The 15,844-nt window shown below is 60.3% G+C and carries 17 protein-coding genes; 13 read left to right on the forward strand and 4 right to left on the reverse strand.

Annotated elements, in window-relative coordinates; genetic code table 11:
• From iolG to ACA041_RS10780, 6 genes are all read left to right on the forward strand, one after another.
• Positions 1-1,011, forward strand: a complete 1,011-nt coding sequence (iolG, locus tag ACA041_RS10755; protein ID WP_497441072.1) for a bifunctional inositol 2-dehydrogenase/D-chiro-inositol 1-dehydrogenase — start codon at positions 1-3, stop codon at positions 1,009-1,011.
• A 141-nt stretch (positions 1,012-1,152) separates the two neighbouring features.
• Positions 1,153-2,013 (forward strand): sugar phosphate isomerase/epimerase family protein, encoded by an 861-nt coding sequence (locus tag ACA041_RS10760; protein WP_497441073.1) that lies wholly within the window; start codon positions 1,153-1,155, stop codon positions 2,011-2,013.
• 133 nt (positions 2,014-2,146) lie between these two features.
• Positions 2,147-3,199 carry a Gfo/Idh/MocA family protein gene (locus ACA041_RS10765; protein WP_497441074.1) on the forward strand — a complete coding sequence of 351 codons (1,053 nt, stop codon included), beginning with the start codon at positions 2,147-2,149 and terminating at the stop codon, positions 3,197-3,199.
• A 366-nt stretch (positions 3,200-3,565) separates the two neighbouring features.
• The gene (locus ACA041_RS10770; protein ID WP_497441075.1) at positions 3,566-4,492 is read left to right on the forward strand and encodes a sugar ABC transporter substrate-binding protein; all 927 of its coding nucleotides are present in this window, start codon (positions 3,566-3,568) and stop codon (positions 4,490-4,492) included.
• A 70-nt stretch (positions 4,493-4,562) separates the two neighbouring features.
• Entirely contained in the window at positions 4,563-6,128 is a 1,566-nt protein-coding gene (locus tag ACA041_RS10775; protein WP_497441076.1) for a sugar ABC transporter ATP-binding protein, read from the forward strand.
• Positions 6,129-6,184: 56 nt separating this feature from the next.
• Positions 6,185-7,207, forward strand: coding sequence for an ABC transporter permease (locus ACA041_RS10780; protein WP_497441077.1), 1,023 nt, complete (start codon positions 6,185-6,187; stop codon positions 7,205-7,207).
• Here the strand turns inward: ACA041_RS10780 and ACA041_RS10785 are convergent.
• Both ACA041_RS10785 and ACA041_RS10790 read right to left on the reverse strand, forming a co-directional pair.
• Positions 7,197-7,340 carry a hypothetical protein gene (locus ACA041_RS10785; RefSeq protein ID WP_497442047.1) on the reverse strand — a complete coding sequence of 48 codons (144 nt, stop codon included), beginning with the start codon at positions 7,338-7,340 and terminating at the stop codon, positions 7,197-7,199. The two genes, ACA041_RS10780 and ACA041_RS10785, sit on opposite strands and share 11 nt — an antisense overlap.
• A 493-nt stretch (positions 7,341-7,833) precedes the next feature.
• The gene (locus ACA041_RS10790) at positions 7,834-8,802 is read right to left on the reverse strand and encodes an MBL fold metallo-hydrolase (protein ID WP_497441078.1); all 969 of its coding nucleotides are present in this window, start codon (positions 8,800-8,802) and stop codon (positions 7,834-7,836) included.
• A gap of 390 nt (positions 8,803-9,192) precedes the next feature.
• Between ACA041_RS10790 and ACA041_RS10795 the strand changes: the two genes are divergently transcribed.
• Entirely contained in the window at positions 9,193-9,783 is a 591-nt protein-coding gene (locus ACA041_RS10795) for a cyclodeaminase/cyclohydrolase family protein (RefSeq protein ID WP_497441079.1), read from the forward strand.
• 64 nt (positions 9,784-9,847) lie between these two features.
• Here ACA041_RS10795 and ACA041_RS10800 read toward each other — a convergent pair whose 3' ends face one another.
• Positions 9,848-10,024, reverse strand: a complete 177-nt coding sequence (locus tag ACA041_RS10800; protein ID WP_497441080.1) for a hypothetical protein — start codon at positions 10,022-10,024, stop codon at positions 9,848-9,850.
• A gap of 109 nt (positions 10,025-10,133) precedes the next feature.
• Here ACA041_RS10800 and ACA041_RS10805 point away from each other — a divergent pair, with 109 nt between their 5' ends.
• From ACA041_RS10805 to ACA041_RS10830, 6 genes are read left to right on the forward strand one after another with little or no spacing between them, the layout of a single operon-like run.
• Entirely contained in the window at positions 10,134-11,306 is a 1,173-nt protein-coding gene (locus tag ACA041_RS10805) for an acyl-CoA dehydrogenase family protein (RefSeq protein ID WP_497441081.1), read from the forward strand.
• Positions 11,303-12,496 (forward strand): acyl-CoA dehydrogenase family protein, encoded by a 1,194-nt coding sequence (locus ACA041_RS10810; protein WP_497441082.1) that lies wholly within the window; start codon positions 11,303-11,305, stop codon positions 12,494-12,496. Before ACA041_RS10805 ends, ACA041_RS10810 begins: the two co-directional genes overlap by 4 nt.
• A gap of 14 nt (positions 12,497-12,510) precedes the next feature.
• Positions 12,511-13,293: an SDR family oxidoreductase gene (locus ACA041_RS10815; protein WP_497441083.1), complete on the forward strand. Its 783-nt coding sequence runs from the start codon at positions 12,511-12,513 to the stop codon at positions 13,291-13,293.
• A gap of 2 nt (positions 13,294-13,295) precedes the next feature.
• Positions 13,296-13,754, forward strand: a complete 459-nt coding sequence (locus ACA041_RS10820) for a MaoC family dehydratase (RefSeq protein ID WP_497441084.1) — start codon at positions 13,296-13,298, stop codon at positions 13,752-13,754.
• 31 nt (positions 13,755-13,785) lie between these two features.
• Complete coding sequence (locus tag ACA041_RS10825) at positions 13,786-14,988, forward strand: acetyl-CoA C-acyltransferase (RefSeq protein ID WP_497441085.1); 1,203 nt, start codon at positions 13,786-13,788, stop codon at positions 14,986-14,988.
• Complete coding sequence (locus tag ACA041_RS10830) at positions 14,989-15,378, forward strand: steroid Delta-isomerase (protein WP_497441086.1); 390 nt, start codon at positions 14,989-14,991, stop codon at positions 15,376-15,378.
• Here ACA041_RS10830 and ACA041_RS10835 read toward each other — a convergent pair.
• Positions 15,350-15,844, reverse strand: a complete 495-nt coding sequence (locus ACA041_RS10835; protein ID WP_497441087.1) for an SRPBCC family protein — start codon at positions 15,842-15,844, stop codon at positions 15,350-15,352. The genes ACA041_RS10830 and ACA041_RS10835 overlap by 29 nt on opposite strands.

Consider the following 15,844-nt stretch of genomic DNA (forward strand, 5'->3'; position numbering starts at 1 on the left):
ATGTCTTTAAAGATTGGCGTCATCGGCACCGGGGCCATCGGCCAGGACCATATCCGTCGTTGCAGCCAGACCTTGCTCAACAGCCAGGTCGTGGCGGTCACCGACATCAATTTGCAGCAAGCGGCCAAGGTCGTTTCCGATTTGAAGCTGACCGCCGAGGTCTATCCCGACGGCCATGCCTTGATCAATGCACCGGAAGTCGAGGCGATCCTCGTTACCTCCTGGGGGCCGAGCCACGAAGAGTTCGTGCTGGCAGCGATCGCCGCCGGTAAGCCGGTGTTCTGCGAGAAACCGCTGGCGGTCACCGCCGTTGGCTGCCACAAGATCGTCGAGGCTGAAGTGGCTCACGGCAAGCGGCTGGTACAGGTCGGTTTCATGCGTCCGTACGACGAGGGGTATCGGGCGCTGAAATCAGTGATCGACAGCGGCCAGATCGGCGAGCCGTTGATGCTGCATTGCGCCCACCGCAACCCGACCGTGGGCGAGAACTACAAGACCGACATGGCGATCACCGACACCCTGATCCATGAGCTGGACGTGTTGCGCTGGTTGCTCGACGACGACTACGTGTCGGTGCAGGTGGTGTTCCCGCGCAAGAGCAGCAAGGCTCTCGCGCATTTGAAAGACCCGCAGATCGTATTGCTGGAAACCGCCAAGGGCACGCGCATCGATGTGGAAGTGTTCGTCAACTGCCAGTACGGCTACGACATCCAATGCGAAGTGGTGGGGGAGACCGGCATCGCCAGACTGCCGGAACCGTCCCAGGTGCAGTTGCGCAGTGGCGCGAAGCTGTCCAATGCGATTCTGATGGACTGGAAGGACCGGTTCATCGCCGCGTATGACGTCGAATTGCAGGCGTTCATTGATGGCGTGCGTGCGGGTCAAGTAGGCGGCCCATCGGCGTGGGATGGCTTCGCGGCGGCAGTAGCAGCAGATGCGTGCATCGAAGCCCAGAACAGCGGCCAGATCGTAAAAGTCGGCCTGCCAGAACGCCCACACTTCTACGGCTAACCACAACCCCCCCTGTGGGAGCGGGCCTGCTCGCGAATGCGATCAGACAGTCACATAGATGTTGGATGTACAGCCGTCATCGCGAGCAGGCTCGCTCCCACAAGAGGGCAAGGCTCAGGCCTTGGTTTGGAGAGAACAATCATGCGCATCGCACTAGACCCCTACATGTACCGCAACCTGTCCCTGGGCAAGATGGTCGACAAGGTCGCCGAACTTGGCTACGAACACATCGAGCTGTCGCCCCGGGAAGATTTCCTGCCGTTCTACAAAGCCCCACGGGTCGACAAGGCGCGGATCAAGGAATTTCGCAAAGCCCTGAGCGACACCGGGGTCAAACTCTCTTCTCTATTACCGATGTACCACTGGGCCGCTGCCGACGAAGGTTTGCGCGTGGCCGCAGTGCGCAACTGGAAGCGCGCGATCCAGATTGCCGTAGAGATGGACTGCGAACTGGTTAACACCGAGTTCACCGGTCAGTCGGACAACCCGCTGGTGTGCGAGAACCAATTCATGCGCTCCATGGATGAGCTGATTCCGGAGTTCGAACGCGAAGGCATCAAGCTTGATATTCAGGCACACCCTTATGATTTCTGCGAGCGCAACAACGAATCGGTGGACATCATTCGCGGTCTGGACCGTGACTGGATCAACTACCTCTACGCTGCGCCGCACACATTTTTCTATGACGATGGCGTCGGTGATATCGCCTCGATGCTCAAGTACGCCGGGTCGAAACTGACGCACCTGATCATCGCCGACACCTACAACCACAAGGCCTCATCGGGCTTGCGCTACATCGTCAACCCGCCGGGCGTCACCGCCACCGTGCACCAGCATCTGGACATCGGCCAGGGCGAGGTCGATTGGGACGCGTTCTTCGGCACCTTACGCGAGGTCAAGTTCGATGGCATCGCTACCGTCTCGGTGTTCGCCTGGGAGGACCGGCCAGACGAGTCCAACCGGATGATGCTCGAGCGCGTCAAAAGCGAACTCTGTCGCTAATTCCCGCACCACACCCTGTGGGAGCGAGCCTGCTCGCGAAGGCGGCAGCACAGTCAATATGGATGTCGCCCGACACGCCGTTTTCGCGAGCAGGCTCGCTCCCACAGGATCCGCGTTCTATAAGGAGAATCTCATGCGCATCGGACTTGTCGGATACGGCCATGGCGGCCGGTTTTTCCATGCTCCACTGATCAGCAGTTTGCCGGATGCAACTTTCGTCGGTGTGGTTACCCGTTCAACGGAGCAGCGCCAGTTGCTGGCGGCAGAACACCCCGGCGTGCCGGCCTTCGACAGCATTGGTCAACTGGTGGAAGCCGGGATCGATGTGCTGGTGGTGTCGACGCCGCTCAAGGGCCGTCCGGCGTTGGTGCTCGATGGCATCGAACACGGCGTGGCGGTGGTCAGCGACAAGCCGTTCGCCGCTGACGCGCAACAGGCGCAAACCCTGATCACCATGGCTGAGCGTCAGGGCGTGCAACTGAGCGTCTACCAGAACCGGCGCTGGGACTCGGACTTTCTTACCGTGCGCAAACTCATCGAGTCCGGTGCGCTGGGCCAGGTCACTCGTTTCGAATCGCGGATCGAGCGCTATTCGCCACAGTCGGTGGACAACGGCAGTGGCGGTGGTTTCCTGCGCGATCTGGGCAGCCATCTGGTGGATCAGGCGCTGCTGCTGTTCGGCCCCGTCATCCGGGTTTACGCCGAGCTGGATTACCTCGAAAAAGGCCAGTCTTTCGACAACGGCTTCTTTATGTCCCTGACCCATGCCAACGGCGTGATCTCGCATTTGGGCGGTAGTTGCCTGCAAAACTCTCCCGGCCCGCGCTTTCGCGTGACCGGCACTCAGGGCTGCTACAGCGTCGACGGTCTGGACGGGCAGGAGGCGTTGACCCTCGCCGGGCGCACGCCGAAATCCGAAGGCGAGCGCTGGGGCGTTGAAGAGCACCGGCGCTGGGGCTGGTTCGAGCAGGGCGAGGTGCGTGAGCGGGTGCCATCCGAGCGTGGTTGCTGGACCCAGTTCTATTTGCAGCTGCAAACCGCTTTGCAGAGCGGTGGCCCTCTGCCGGTCGAACCCCGTGATGCACTCGCGACCACCCGCGTGCTAGACGCTGCGCGGCTCAGCTTCGAGCGGCATCAAGTGGTGGCGCTGAGCCCGTTTGAGAGTCATGGAATAAAATCAGAATAAAATTCTAAAATGAGTTAATATAGAAATAATATTCCAATAAAGTCTTTTCCAGGTTGCCGACTATCAACGGCCGATCACGCTCAAGCAAACCTTGAACGAGGGCCGGACGAACCAAAAACAAGAAACAAAGCCAGGTACCGTCGATGAAAACCTTCACCTCTGCTGTGCACGCATTACGTTTCCCGCAACACCTCCTTCGCGACCTGTCTCGCCTCTCGTTTCATTCCTTTTCCCGCTTGCTCTGCATCGAACGTAAAGGCGCCCTGGTCTGCTGCATTCCCGGAGCGCCGATTGTCCGCTTGCCCGCTCACTGAAATCGTCACGCCTTATCCATAAAACCAACAAGAATGTGGAGAAAGACTTTTCATGAAGACCAAGATCCGTTTCGCCTCACTCGCCTTGTCTCTGATGTTCGCCAGCGGCGCTGCACTCGCTGACATGAAGATCGGCGTCAGCATGTCGCAGTTCGATGACACCTGGCTGACCTATCTGCGCGAATCCATGGACACAAAAGCCAAATCCTATCCCGATGGCGTCAAGTTGCAGTTCGAAGACGCGCGCAGCGACGTGGTCAAGCAGCTGAGTCAGGTGGAAAGCTTCATCAGCCAGAAGGTCGATGCCATCGTGGTCAACCCGGTGGATACCGCCGCCACCAGAAAAATCACCCAGGCCGCGGTCAAGGCCGGCATCCCGCTGGTCTACGTCAACCGCCGCCCCGATGACCTGAACCTGCCCAAAGGCGTGGTGACGGTCGCCTCCAACGACCAGGAGGCCGGCGAAATGCAGATGCAATACCTGGCCGACAAGATGGGTGGCAAGGGTGACATCGTGATCCTGCTGGGCGACCTGGCGAACAACTCCACCACCAACCGTACCAAGGGTGTCAAAGAGGTGTTGGCCAAGTACCCGGACATCAAGATCGAGCAAGAGCAAACCGGCATCTGGTTGAGGGACAAGGGCATGACCCTGGTCAACGACTGGCTGACCCAGGGCCGCAAGTTCGACGCGATTGTCTCCAACAACGACGAGATGGCCATCGGTGCCGCCATGGCTCTGCAACAGGCCGGTGTGGACAAGGGCAGCGTACTGATCGCCGGTGTCGATGGGACGCCTGACGGTTTGAATGCAGTGAAGAAGGGCTCTCTGGCTGTCTCGGTGTTCCAGGACGCCAAAGGCCAGGCAGACGGTTCGATCGACACCGCAGTGAAAATGGCCAGGAACGAACCGGTTGAACAAGCCGTGTGGATTCCCTATCGCTTGATCACGCCGCAAAACGTCGATCAGTTCAAATAGCCCGTCCGTTCAATAACAACAATAAGCACGCAAGGTGGCAACCGCGACCTTGCTGATGGAGTACCTGATCATGTTCGCTTCAGCGACTGCTTCGAGCCCCCCGATGGTGGGTGTCCAGCCAACCGCAACACCTGTCGATGAGCCGTACCTGTTGGAGATCGTCAACATCAGCAAGGGTTTCCCCGGTGTGGTGGCCTTGTCCGACGTACAGCTTCGGGTACGCCCCGGTTCCGTGCTGGCCCTGATGGGTGAAAACGGTGCAGGCAAATCCACCCTGATGAAAATCATCGCCGGCATCTACCAGCCGGACGCCGGCGAACTGCGCCTGCGGGGCAAGCCGGTGGTGTTCGAAACGCCCCTGGCGGCGCTCCAGGCCGGGATCGCGATGATCCACCAGGAACTCAACCTGATGCCGCACATGAGCATCGCCGAGAACATCTGGATCGGTCGTGAGCAGCTCAATGGTCTGCACATGATCGACCACCGCGAGATGCACCGCTGCACGGCGAAACTGCTGGAACGCCTGCGGATCAACCTCGATCCGGAAGAACAGGTCGGCAACCTGAGCATCGCCGAACGGCAGATGGTCGAGATTGCCAAGGCGGTGTCCTACGACTCGGACATCCTGATCATGGACGAACCGACCTCGGCCATTACCGACAAGGAAGTCGCCCACCTGTTTTCGATCATTGCCGACCTCAAGCGCCAGGGCAAAGGCATCATCTACATCACCCACAAGATGAACGAAGTGTTCAGCATCGCCGATGAAGTGGCGGTGTTCCGTGACGGCGCCTACATCGGCCTGCAGCGGGCCGACAGCATGGACGGCGACAGCCTGATTTCGATGATGGTCGGGCGCGAACTGAGCCAGTTGTTCCCGGTGCGTGAGACGCCGATCGGCGATCTGCTGCTGTCGGTGCGCGACCTCAAGCTCGAGGGCATTTTCAAGGACGTGTCCTTCGACCTGCATGCCGGGGAGATTCTCGGCATCGCCGGGTTGATGGGCTCGGGGCGGACCAATGTGGCCGAGGCGATCTTCGGCATCACGCCGAGCGACGGTGGCGAGATTCGTCTTGATGGCGAGGTGGTGCGCATTACCGATCCGCACATGGCGATCGAGAAGGGCTTCGCCCTGTTGACCGAGGATCGCAAGCTCAGCGGCCTGTTCCCGTGCCTGTCGGTGCTGGAGAACATGGAAATGGCGGTGCTGCCGCACTACGCCGGCCACGGTTTCATCCAGCAAAAAGCCCTGCGCGCCTTGTGCGAAGACATGTGCAAGAAGCTGCGGGTGAAAACCCCGTCGCTGGAACAGTGCATCGACACGCTGTCCGGCGGTAATCAGCAGAAGGCCTTGCTGGCCCGCTGGCTGATGACCAATCCGCGAATCCTGATTCTCGACGAGCCGACCCGCGGCATCGATGTCGGTGCCAAGGCCGAGATCTACCGGCTCATTTCCTACCTCGCCAGCGAAGGCATGGCGGTGATCATGATTTCCTCGGAGCTGCCGGAAGTATTGGGCATGAGTGACCGGGTGCTGGTCATGCACGAGGGCGACCTGATGGGCACCCTCGACCGCAGCGAAGCGACCCAGGAACGGGTGATGCAATTGGCCTCGGGCATGTCCGCGGTTCACTAATGGATGCCGGCGCTGGCTCGGCCAGCGTCGACGACGCGATAGAAGGGTGATGGGTTATGAACGCGATACTGGAAAACAAGCCAGCCACGGTACCGGTCAAGAGTCGCCGGCGCTTTCCGACCGAACTGAGTATCTTCCTGGTGCTGATCGGCATCGGCCTGGTGTTCGAAGTGTTCGGCTGGATCGTGCGTGACCAGAGCTTCCTGATGAACTCCCAACGCCTGGTGTTGATGATCCTGCAAGTGTCGATCATCGGCCTGCTGGCGATTGGCGTGACCCAGGTGATCATCACCACTGGCATTGACCTCTCATCAGGCTCAGTGCTGGCGTTGTCGGCGATGATTGCCGCCAGCCTGGCTCAGACCTCGGACTTCTCCCGTGCGGTGTTCCCGTCCCTGACTGACTTGCCGGTGTGGATTCCAGTGATTGTCGGGCTCGGCGTCGGGCTGCTGGCGGGGGCAGTCAACGGCAGCATCATTGCCCTTACCGGGATTCCACCGTTCATTGCCACCTTGGGCATGATGGTCTCGGCCCGTGGTCTGGCGCGTTACTACACCGAAGGCCAGCCGGTGAGCATGCTATCGGACTCCTACACGGCCATCGGTCACGGCGCGATGCCGGTGATCATTTTTCTGGTGGTGGCGGTGATCTTCCATATCGCGCTGCGCTACACCAAGTACGGTAAATACACCTACGCCATCGGCGGCAACATGCAGGCGGCGCGTACGTCCGGTATCAACGTCAAACGCCATCTGGTCATCGTCTACAGCATCGCCGGGTTACTGGCGGGGCTCGCGGGCGTGGTGGCTTCGGCCCGTGCCGCCACCGGCCAGGCCGGGATGGGCATGTCCTATGAACTGGATGCGATTGCCGCAGCGGTCATCGGTGGTACCAGTTTGGCGGGCGGAGTAGGGCGCATCACCGGCACGGTCATCGGTGCACTGATCCTTGGGGTGATGGCCAGCGGATTCACTTTCGTCGGGGTCGATGCCTACATCCAGGACATCATCAAAGGTTTGATCATCGTGGTCGCGGTGGTCATCGACCAGTACCGCAACAAGCGCAAACTCAAGCGCTGAATCTGACTGCAAAAACAGCGAGGGCCATTTCTGGCTCTCGCTTCGCAATACCCCCCCGATCATGCACGTTGCACATCCAGGCGCGGGTCAGGCCGGGCAAGCCGAAGCAATGATCACCGTGTACATGCGTTATGAAGCACCGGCGACGGTTTTCTAAACTCTGTCCGGTCCCCGTCCTTCAAGGTCGTTGAACGCGTCTTTGACAGGATAAGCTGGCTCAAACTCCCCTGCTAACGCTTTCCCAAAGTAAGTGGGTTTTTCGGATTGTTCTTCGCTCACGAGCGAAACTCCTTTTTAAATCGGAAAATTTTACTAGGGAAAGGAAGCGATCTAACGTGATGTGGAACATTTTTTCTCACAGTCTTTCAGACTTCACCTCATCGGTGTATGCCGTCAGCCTATCCTTGGCCATGAAACACCGCGCCTCAGGTCTTGTCCTGCGTGTTGAGTCCCAACGGTCAGCCGAATTAACGCGGGCTGCTAAATCCGATCACTGATGGGTAATGACACGAATCAAGTTATCGGGGGGAGGACCAGGCGCACAAGCCGGCGGATTCTTGCGTAACCGTAGGCAACGGCGCAAGGTCTTGTAGCTTTCAGGGGGTAAGCAGTAGGGCGCTCAGCACTTACTCCGCCCCAATGACCACTTGCAGACGACCCTCCCGATCAAGATGGTAGCGCCGCAGATCCTGCGCCAGGATCAACTGGCCGGTGAAACAGGCCGACGCTTCCTCACGAATATCCCCAATGAACGGGCTTTGCCCGGGATTGGATTGATAGCGTGCACTGAAGTGGCTAAGCACCAGATTTGGAATACCTGCCGACTCGGCAAAACGCGCCACGGCGGCGGCACTGCTGTGTCCATAACTCTCGTGAGTGCGATCGATCAATGACTGGCAGAAGGTTACCTCGTGCACCAGCACATCCGCCCCAGGAGCCACCTTGGCCAGCAGTTCGGGGGTGTCGTTATCGCCACAGATGATGATGCGTTGACCGGGTCGCGCAGGGCGTAAGTAGTGCTCCGCTCGAAGGATACGTCCGGCATGCTCGACCTCACGGCCATGCGCCAACTCGCCCCAGAGCGGACCGCGAGGAATGCCCTCGGCCTCCAGGCGTTGCACATCCAGTCGCGGGTCAGGATCTGATTCGGCAAATATATAGCCATGACTGGGAACACGATGAGACAGGGCCACGGTGTTGACCTCAACGTTGCCATTTCGCCAGCCATTCAAGGTTTCGGTCGCATGCAAACGCAGCTCGAAGGGCAGGCAGGTCCTGCTGACGGCCAGGCTGAGGCGCACCCAGTCATGTAGCGCAGCGGGCAAGACTATGTCGAGCGGTTCCAGGCGACCCGACATGCCGGCAGTGGCCAGCAGGCCGGGCAAGCCGAAGCAATGATCACCGTGTACATGGGTTATGAAGCACCCGCGAAGGTTTTTTACCGACAAGGGGGTGCGTAGCAGTTGATGCTGGGTGGCTTCACCGCAATCCACCAGATACCAGCCCTTGCCTGAGGATTCGATGAGCGCGGTGCCACTCACATTTCGATTTCGGGTAGGAACTCCTGCTGAAGTACCGAGAAATATGAGGTCCATGGTCGATCCTTCATTCCGGCAGTTGATCTGAAAAGCCGCCAACTCGCGAAGCGCTGAAAAAAACGTGATTTCTTACTCTGGCACGCCTTTGGACACCGGTGAGGTGAGTTTGGCTCTACGTAAGTTTGGTGTCGGGTGACTTCGGTTGAAGGGACACGCACAGAACGATGATACGCCCCGACCTGCTGACTGGGCATTTTCACTGAAGCGGCGGGTAATTCCCGTTGGTCGTGTCAACGGGACAAAGGCTCATGGTGCCGCCTCAAATGAAGGTAACTATCTTGCTTGAAGGAGATCAGCCATGACCAAACGACAAGAACCGCATCACGGCTTTTCCGATGAAGAGCGACTCCCCAATCAGTCATAGCTGCCTTGAAGGATGTACCGCGGATGAGCATATGGTCATCAAGCCTCGAGTCTTTTCGAGACAATATTGCTGCCGATACTTCGGTACCAAGCTGTGGTGCCACGTCATGCGTCTGTGCCAGCTTCGGGCTGGCGCTTCTGCTTATGGCGCTCCGTAAATCTGTTGCCTGCAATCTGGAGGACGAGCGGAAAAAGACCATCCATGAGGTGGAGCAACTGATGGCCGTCATGAAGGCCCACGCCGACAACGATGTTCGAACGTTCAGTGCTTTTATCGAAGAGCCACAGGGTGACGCTCAAGGTCACAGTCAGCAGCGAACACTGGAAATCACCTTAGGTGCACTCGCTGCTGCAAGATGCTGCCTGCAGGGCATCGAACTTGCGCAGAGGGGCTTACCCTGTGTGAAGCCATTATTGCAATGCGATGTGGTCGCCGCCGTCCTGACAATGCATGCAAGCCTTTCGGCGCTATTGCTGAATGTCGATTCGGACGATGATCAGCTCGTACCGTCGGCCAGGAGAACCGATGTGGTAAATAGCCGCCGCGACCTACAGCGAAAAGCCGATGAAGTGCTAGCTCACGTCTGGCGTCAGGACAAATCGCTCCTGGCGTGAGCACGCAGCCAAAACGCATGATCAAATCAGTAGAGCATCGACAAACACTTTGCGATTTGTGGAATTAATGCCCTTTAACTTTCTTGATGCGAAGCACAATGAGCGCAAGGATGCCGATCGCGAGGGGCGTCATGGCCAGCATGGCCTCCCGTGGGGCCACTTCGACGCCGAGCAGGTACAACCCCGAATAGCCAAGCTTGAGCAGGCTCTTGCTCGGCGGATTGGCCTCGGCATCGCCCATTCGGACTAGGCAAGGCTGACGATTCTGTCGCGTGCCGCTGGCACCAGACTCGTAGGCCAGAGGGGTGTCGCTTCATGCGTGCCCCGCCAGACGAGCAGAAGGCGCCGCGATGGAGTTTGCATTCAGCGACGAACAGGAAATGATCCGCGCATCGGCCGAGGGCTTTCTCGCCGATGTCTCGAATTCTGCCGCCGTGCGAGCGGCGATGGTCAGCGAGCGAGGTTTTGACGAGGCGCTCTGGCAGCGCCTGTGCCGGGAAATGTACTGGCCGGCGATTCATATTCCAGAAGCGTACGGCGGCCTGGGACTGGGCTTTGTCGAACTGACGATTTTGCTGGAGCAGATGGGCCGGCGCTTGCTGTGTTCGCCGTTCTTCGCCACCGCCTGCATGGCCACGCCAGCACTGTTGCTGTCCGCCAACGAACAACAAAAACAACGCTGGCTGCGGTTGATCGCCGACGGCAGCCTTACCGCTACGCTGGCCTTCAGCAGCGCCAACGGCTGGGCGGCCAAGGATGTTCAGGCCACGGTGGTGCCCGAGGGCGAGGGATTTGTGCTTGATGGAACCCTCAATCATGTGCTCGACGGGCACAGCGCTGACCTCTTGATCATCGCCGCACGGGTTCCCGGATCGACCGGCGAGGCGGGTATCAGCCTGTTCGCCGTGGACGCGGACCGGGCAGGGATCGAGCGTCAGATGTTGCCGACCATGGACCAGACCCGCCGTCAGGCACGGGTCCAGCTCAAGGGTCTGCACCTCAACGCTGACTGCCTGCTCGGTGAGTTCGGTGCGGGCTGGCCGCACCTGGAGCGGGTGCTGCAACTGGCTTGCATCGGTCTGGCTGCCGAACAGACCGGTGGTGCGCAGCAGGTGCTCGACCTGAGCGTTGCCTATATGCAGGAACGCCAGCAGTTCGGTCGACCCATCGCCAGTTTCCAGGCACTCAAACACCGTGCCGCCGACATGATGTTGCAGGTCGAATGCGCACGTTCGGCCAGTTATTACGCGGCCTGCGTGGCCCAGGAAGCCCTCGATCCCGAAGGCGACCCCCAGGTGGCCGCCGAGCTGCCGCTGGCAGCGGCGGTGGCCAAGGCGCAGTGCTCTGAAACCTATTTCCACTGCGCGTCCGAGTCGATCCAGTTGCACGGCGGCGTTGGTTTCACCTGGGAATACGACCCGCACCTCTACTTCAAACGCGCCCGCGCCAGCGAAAGCTTTCTCGGCGCACCTGCCTGGCATCGAGAGCGCATTGCCGTGGCGATTCTTGGGGAGCAACCATGAAAATCAGTTTCAGCGAACAGGACGAATGCTTCCGTCAGGAAGCGGCCGACTGGTTGAGCGCGAACCTGTGCGGTGAATTCGAACCCCTGCGTTTTCGCGGCGGCCCGGGTGACGAACATATGTTTCCCGAGGAACGCAAAGCCTGGGAACGCAAACTCGCCGAGGGCGGCTGGACGTGTGTGGGCTGGGCGCCGGAGCACGGTGGGCGTGGTCTGTCGATCAGCCAGCAAGTGATTTTTCACGAAGAGTACGCCCGCGCTGGCGGCCCGGGACGCATGGGGCATATCGGCGAAGGGCTGGCCGGACCGACCATTGCCGCGTTCGGCACTGCCGAGCAGCAACAGCGCTTTCTGCCGGGTATCGTCAACGGCACGTCCTTCTGGTGCCAGGGCTATTCCGAGCCGGGGGCCGGGTCCGACCTGGCCAACGTCAAGACCCGCGCGGTGCTTGATGAGGCCCGCGGCACTTGGGTGATCAACGGACAAAAAGTCTGGACCTCCCTGGCCCATGAGTCGGACTGGTGTTTTGTGATCGCCCGCACTGAACCGGGCAGCGTTGGCCATCGCGGCTTGTCCTTCTTGCTGGTGCCCATGGCCCAGACGGAGATTACCGTGCGGCCGATCGAGCAGCTCACAGGCACCTGCGAGTTCAACGAAGTGTTCTTCGATGATGCCTGCACCGACTCCGCCAATATCCTCGGCGCGCCGGGTGAGGGCTGGAAGATCGCCATGGCGTTGCTCGGTTTCGAGCGCGGGGTGTCGACCCTCGGCCAGCAGATGCAATTTCACAATGAACTGAACGACATCATCGCCATCGCCCGGGCCAATGGCGCGGCGCGCGACCCGATCCTGCGCCAGCGGCTGGCCGAGGCCTGGAGCGGGCTGCGGATCATGCGCTACAACTCGCTGCGCATGCTGTCCGGGACGCAGGGCGGTTCGCTGCGCAAGGAAGCGACCATCTACAAACTGTTCTGGTCGACCTGGCACGCCAGCCTCGGCAAGCTGGCGATGGACGTCCTCGGTGCCGAGGCCGAAGTGCTGGAGGCCGCGCCTTACCAACTCACCCGTTTGCAATCGCTGTACCTGTTCAGTCGCGCCGACACCCTCTACGGCGGTAGCAACGAGATCCAGCGCAACATCATCGCCGAGCGCGCCCTGGGAATGCCCAAAGAACCGCGCCTGCCTACCTGACCAAGGAGTTTTCCATGTCTGTTCCTCACTATGTTGCAGGTCACGGCCTGTTGCGTGACAAGTCGGTGCTGATCACCGCCGCGGCCGGGGCCGGAATCGGTTTTTCCGCCGCGGTGCGTGCCGCCGAGGAGGGTTGCCGCGCCTTGATGATCAGCGATATCCATGAAGGCCGGCTGAGCGACGCGGTGTTGAAAATCCGCGAAACGACCGGTCTGCGACAGGTCTTCGGTCAGGTCTGCAATGTCGCTGACGAAGCTCAGGTTCAACAGCTGATTGCCTGCGCCGAGCGCGATCTGCAGGGTGTCGATGTGCTGATCAACAACGCCGGTCTTGGTGGTTCACGGCTGCTGGTAGACATGACGGACGAGGAGTGGAACCGGGTCCTCGATGTGACGCTCACCGGCACCATGCGCATGACCCGCGCCATGTTGCCGAAGATGATCGAGCGGCGTGCCGGGGTCATCGTCAACAACGCTTCGGTGCTGGGCTGGCGGGCGCAGAAAGAGCAGTCGCACTACGCCGCCGCCAAGGCCGGGGTCATGGCGTTGACCCGTTGCGCTGCGGTCGAGGCCGCCGACCACGGGATCCGCATCAACGCGGTGAGCCCGAGCATTGCGTTGCACGATTTCCTGCGTAAGTCCGCCCCTCAGGCGGTGCTTGATCAGCTCGCCGCCAACGAAGCGTTTGGGCGTGCCGCCGAGGTCTGGGAAGTGGCCAACGTGATGATGTTTCTGGCCAGCGACTACAGCTCCTACATGACCGGCGAAGTATTGTCGGTTTCCAGTCAGAGGGCTTGAACATGCCACGTATTTTCGACACGCCCCTCGCCTTGCACGATGCCGTGGGGGAGGTCCTGGGCGTCAGCGACTGGCTGGTTCTTGCGCAGGATCGCATCGACCGGTTCGCCGAGGCGACCGGTGATCACCAGTGGATTCACGTCGATCCCGTCAAGGCAGCCAGCGGTCCCTTCGGCGCCTGTGTCGCCCATGGCTATCTGAGCCTGGCGTTGGTCAATCTCTTTTTACCGCAGATCGTCGAGGTGCGCGGCATTGCCATGGGTATCAATTATGGCTGCGAGCGGGTGCGCTTTCCCACGGTGGTGCGTGTTGGCTCGCGGGTGCGCGGCAGTGCGCAGTTGATGGCGGTGGAGGAGGTCAAGGGCGGCGTTCAGGCGACCATTCGCGTCAGCGTCGAAATCGACGGCGAGGAGCGCCCCGGCTGTGTGGTCGACACCATCAGCCGTTACTACCCCGCATGAACCCTTTAGCAGAACATTCGAGGAATCCAGCATGAAAGAAGCCGTCATCGTTTCGACCGCGCGTACCCCGATCGGCAAAGCCTTTCGCGGTGCATTCAATGACACCGACGCCCCGCAACTCGGCGGGCATGTGGTGCGCGAAGCCGTGCGTCGCGCAGGCATTGAGCCGGGCGAAGTGGACGATGTGATCATCGGCGCGGCGGCGCAGCAGGGCACTCAGTCCTATAACCTCGGTCGTCTCTGCGCGATTGCCGCGGGTTTGCCGACCTCCGTCGCCGGGATGGCCGTCGAGCGCCAATGCTCATCGGGCCTTATGAGCATTGCCATGGCCGCCAAAGGCATCATGTGCGACGAAATCGACATTGCCGTGGCCGGTGGCCTGGAGTCGATTTCCCTGGTGCAGAACAAGCACAAGAACCTGTACCGCAATCAGTCCGGCGCGGTGATCGAACTGGATCCGCACGCCTACATTCCGATGATCGAAACCGCCGAGATTGTCTGCGCACGCTACGGCATTTCCCGCGAGGAACAGGACGAATACAGCTACCAGAGCCAGGTGCGTACCGCGCTGGCCCAGAATAATGGATTGTTCGACCGTGAACTCGCGCCGCTGACCAGCCGCAAGGCGATCTTCGACAAGACCAGTGGCGAAACCCGCTTTGAGGCCGTCACTTTGCTGCGCGACGAATGCAACCGCGTCGACACCACCCGCGAAAGCCTGAATGCGCTGGAACCGGTGTGGCCGGGCGGTCAATGGAGTGAAAAGGGCCGCTTCATCACGGCCGGCAACGCCTCGCAACTGTCCGACGGTGCTTCGGCCTCGGTGTTGATGAGTGCCAAACTGGCCGAGAAGCGTGGCCTGGAGCCGCTGGGGATTTATCGCGGCATGGCGGTCGCTGGCTGCAACTCCGACGAGATGGGCATCGGCCCGGTCTACGCCATCCCGAAACTGCTCAAGCGCCATGGCCTGACCGTGGACCACATTGGCCTTTGGGAGTTGAACGAGGCGTTCGCCTGTCAGGTGCTGTATTGCCGCGACACCCTGGGCATTCCCCCTGAACGCATGAACGTCAACGGAGGTGCGATTTCCATGGGCCATCCTTTCGGCATGTCCGGTGCGCGGATGGTCGGTCACGCGTTGGTCGAGGGGCAGCGGCGCGGTTTGCGTTACGTGGTGGTGAGTATGTGCATCGGCGGTGGCATGGGTGCCGCCGCACTGTTCGAGGTGGTCTGAATGGTCAGTGCACAACAGATTCAAGCGACCATGGCGCGTTATGTGGAATGGGTGGATGCCGGTGATATCGACGCAATCATTGCGCTGTATGGTCAGGACGCGATGGTCGAAGACCCCGTCGGCCAACCGCCGATTCAGGGCCTTGTCGCCATCGAACGCTTCTACCGTGAAGGTCTGGGCGCGAGCAAAGTCTCTGCGACCTTGACCGGCCCGGTTCGTGCGACGTCGAACGGTTGCGGGGCTATGCCATTTCGGGTTGATATGGACTGGGCGGGGCAACCGTGTTCGCTTCATGTGATCGACGTGATGGAGTTCGATGCGGACGGCAAGATCCGCTCGATGAAAGCCTATTGGAGCGAGGTCAATCTGACGCCGCGAGGTGCGGTGTGACCAGGTCACGATTCTGCGTCTGTCCGGTTTCGTAGAAAGCCTTGAGGTTCTCGGCAATCTGTCGCACGACGTTTTTGAATGCCTTGGCCAACAACATTTCCACCAGCCTGCCACCGCGCAGGCTGTAGCTCATTTGGGTGGTGATGCGTGTCGCGTCACCCTCAGCCTGCAAGGCATAGCTGAAACAGGCCTCGCGAAACGGGAAGGGCGCGCCGCCACTGGCACGGTGCAGGATCAGGACAAAACCTGCGCCTTCCTGCCATTGCACCACACTCTCATCCAGCCACTGGCCGCCTTTGCGAAACACCCGGCGACTGGCGCCAAGCCCTTCATGTGCACCGGGATGAAACTGGCAACCGGTCAAGCCCGGCACGTAATGCGGGGCGAGGCTCAAGTCGCGCAGTTTGGCCCAGGCAGCGGCCGGGGTAAGGTCAAGCAGGACGCTGTGGCTGGCAATCGCGGGCAT

It is taken from the genome of Pseudomonas sp. LBUM1676, from assembly GCF_059695605.1.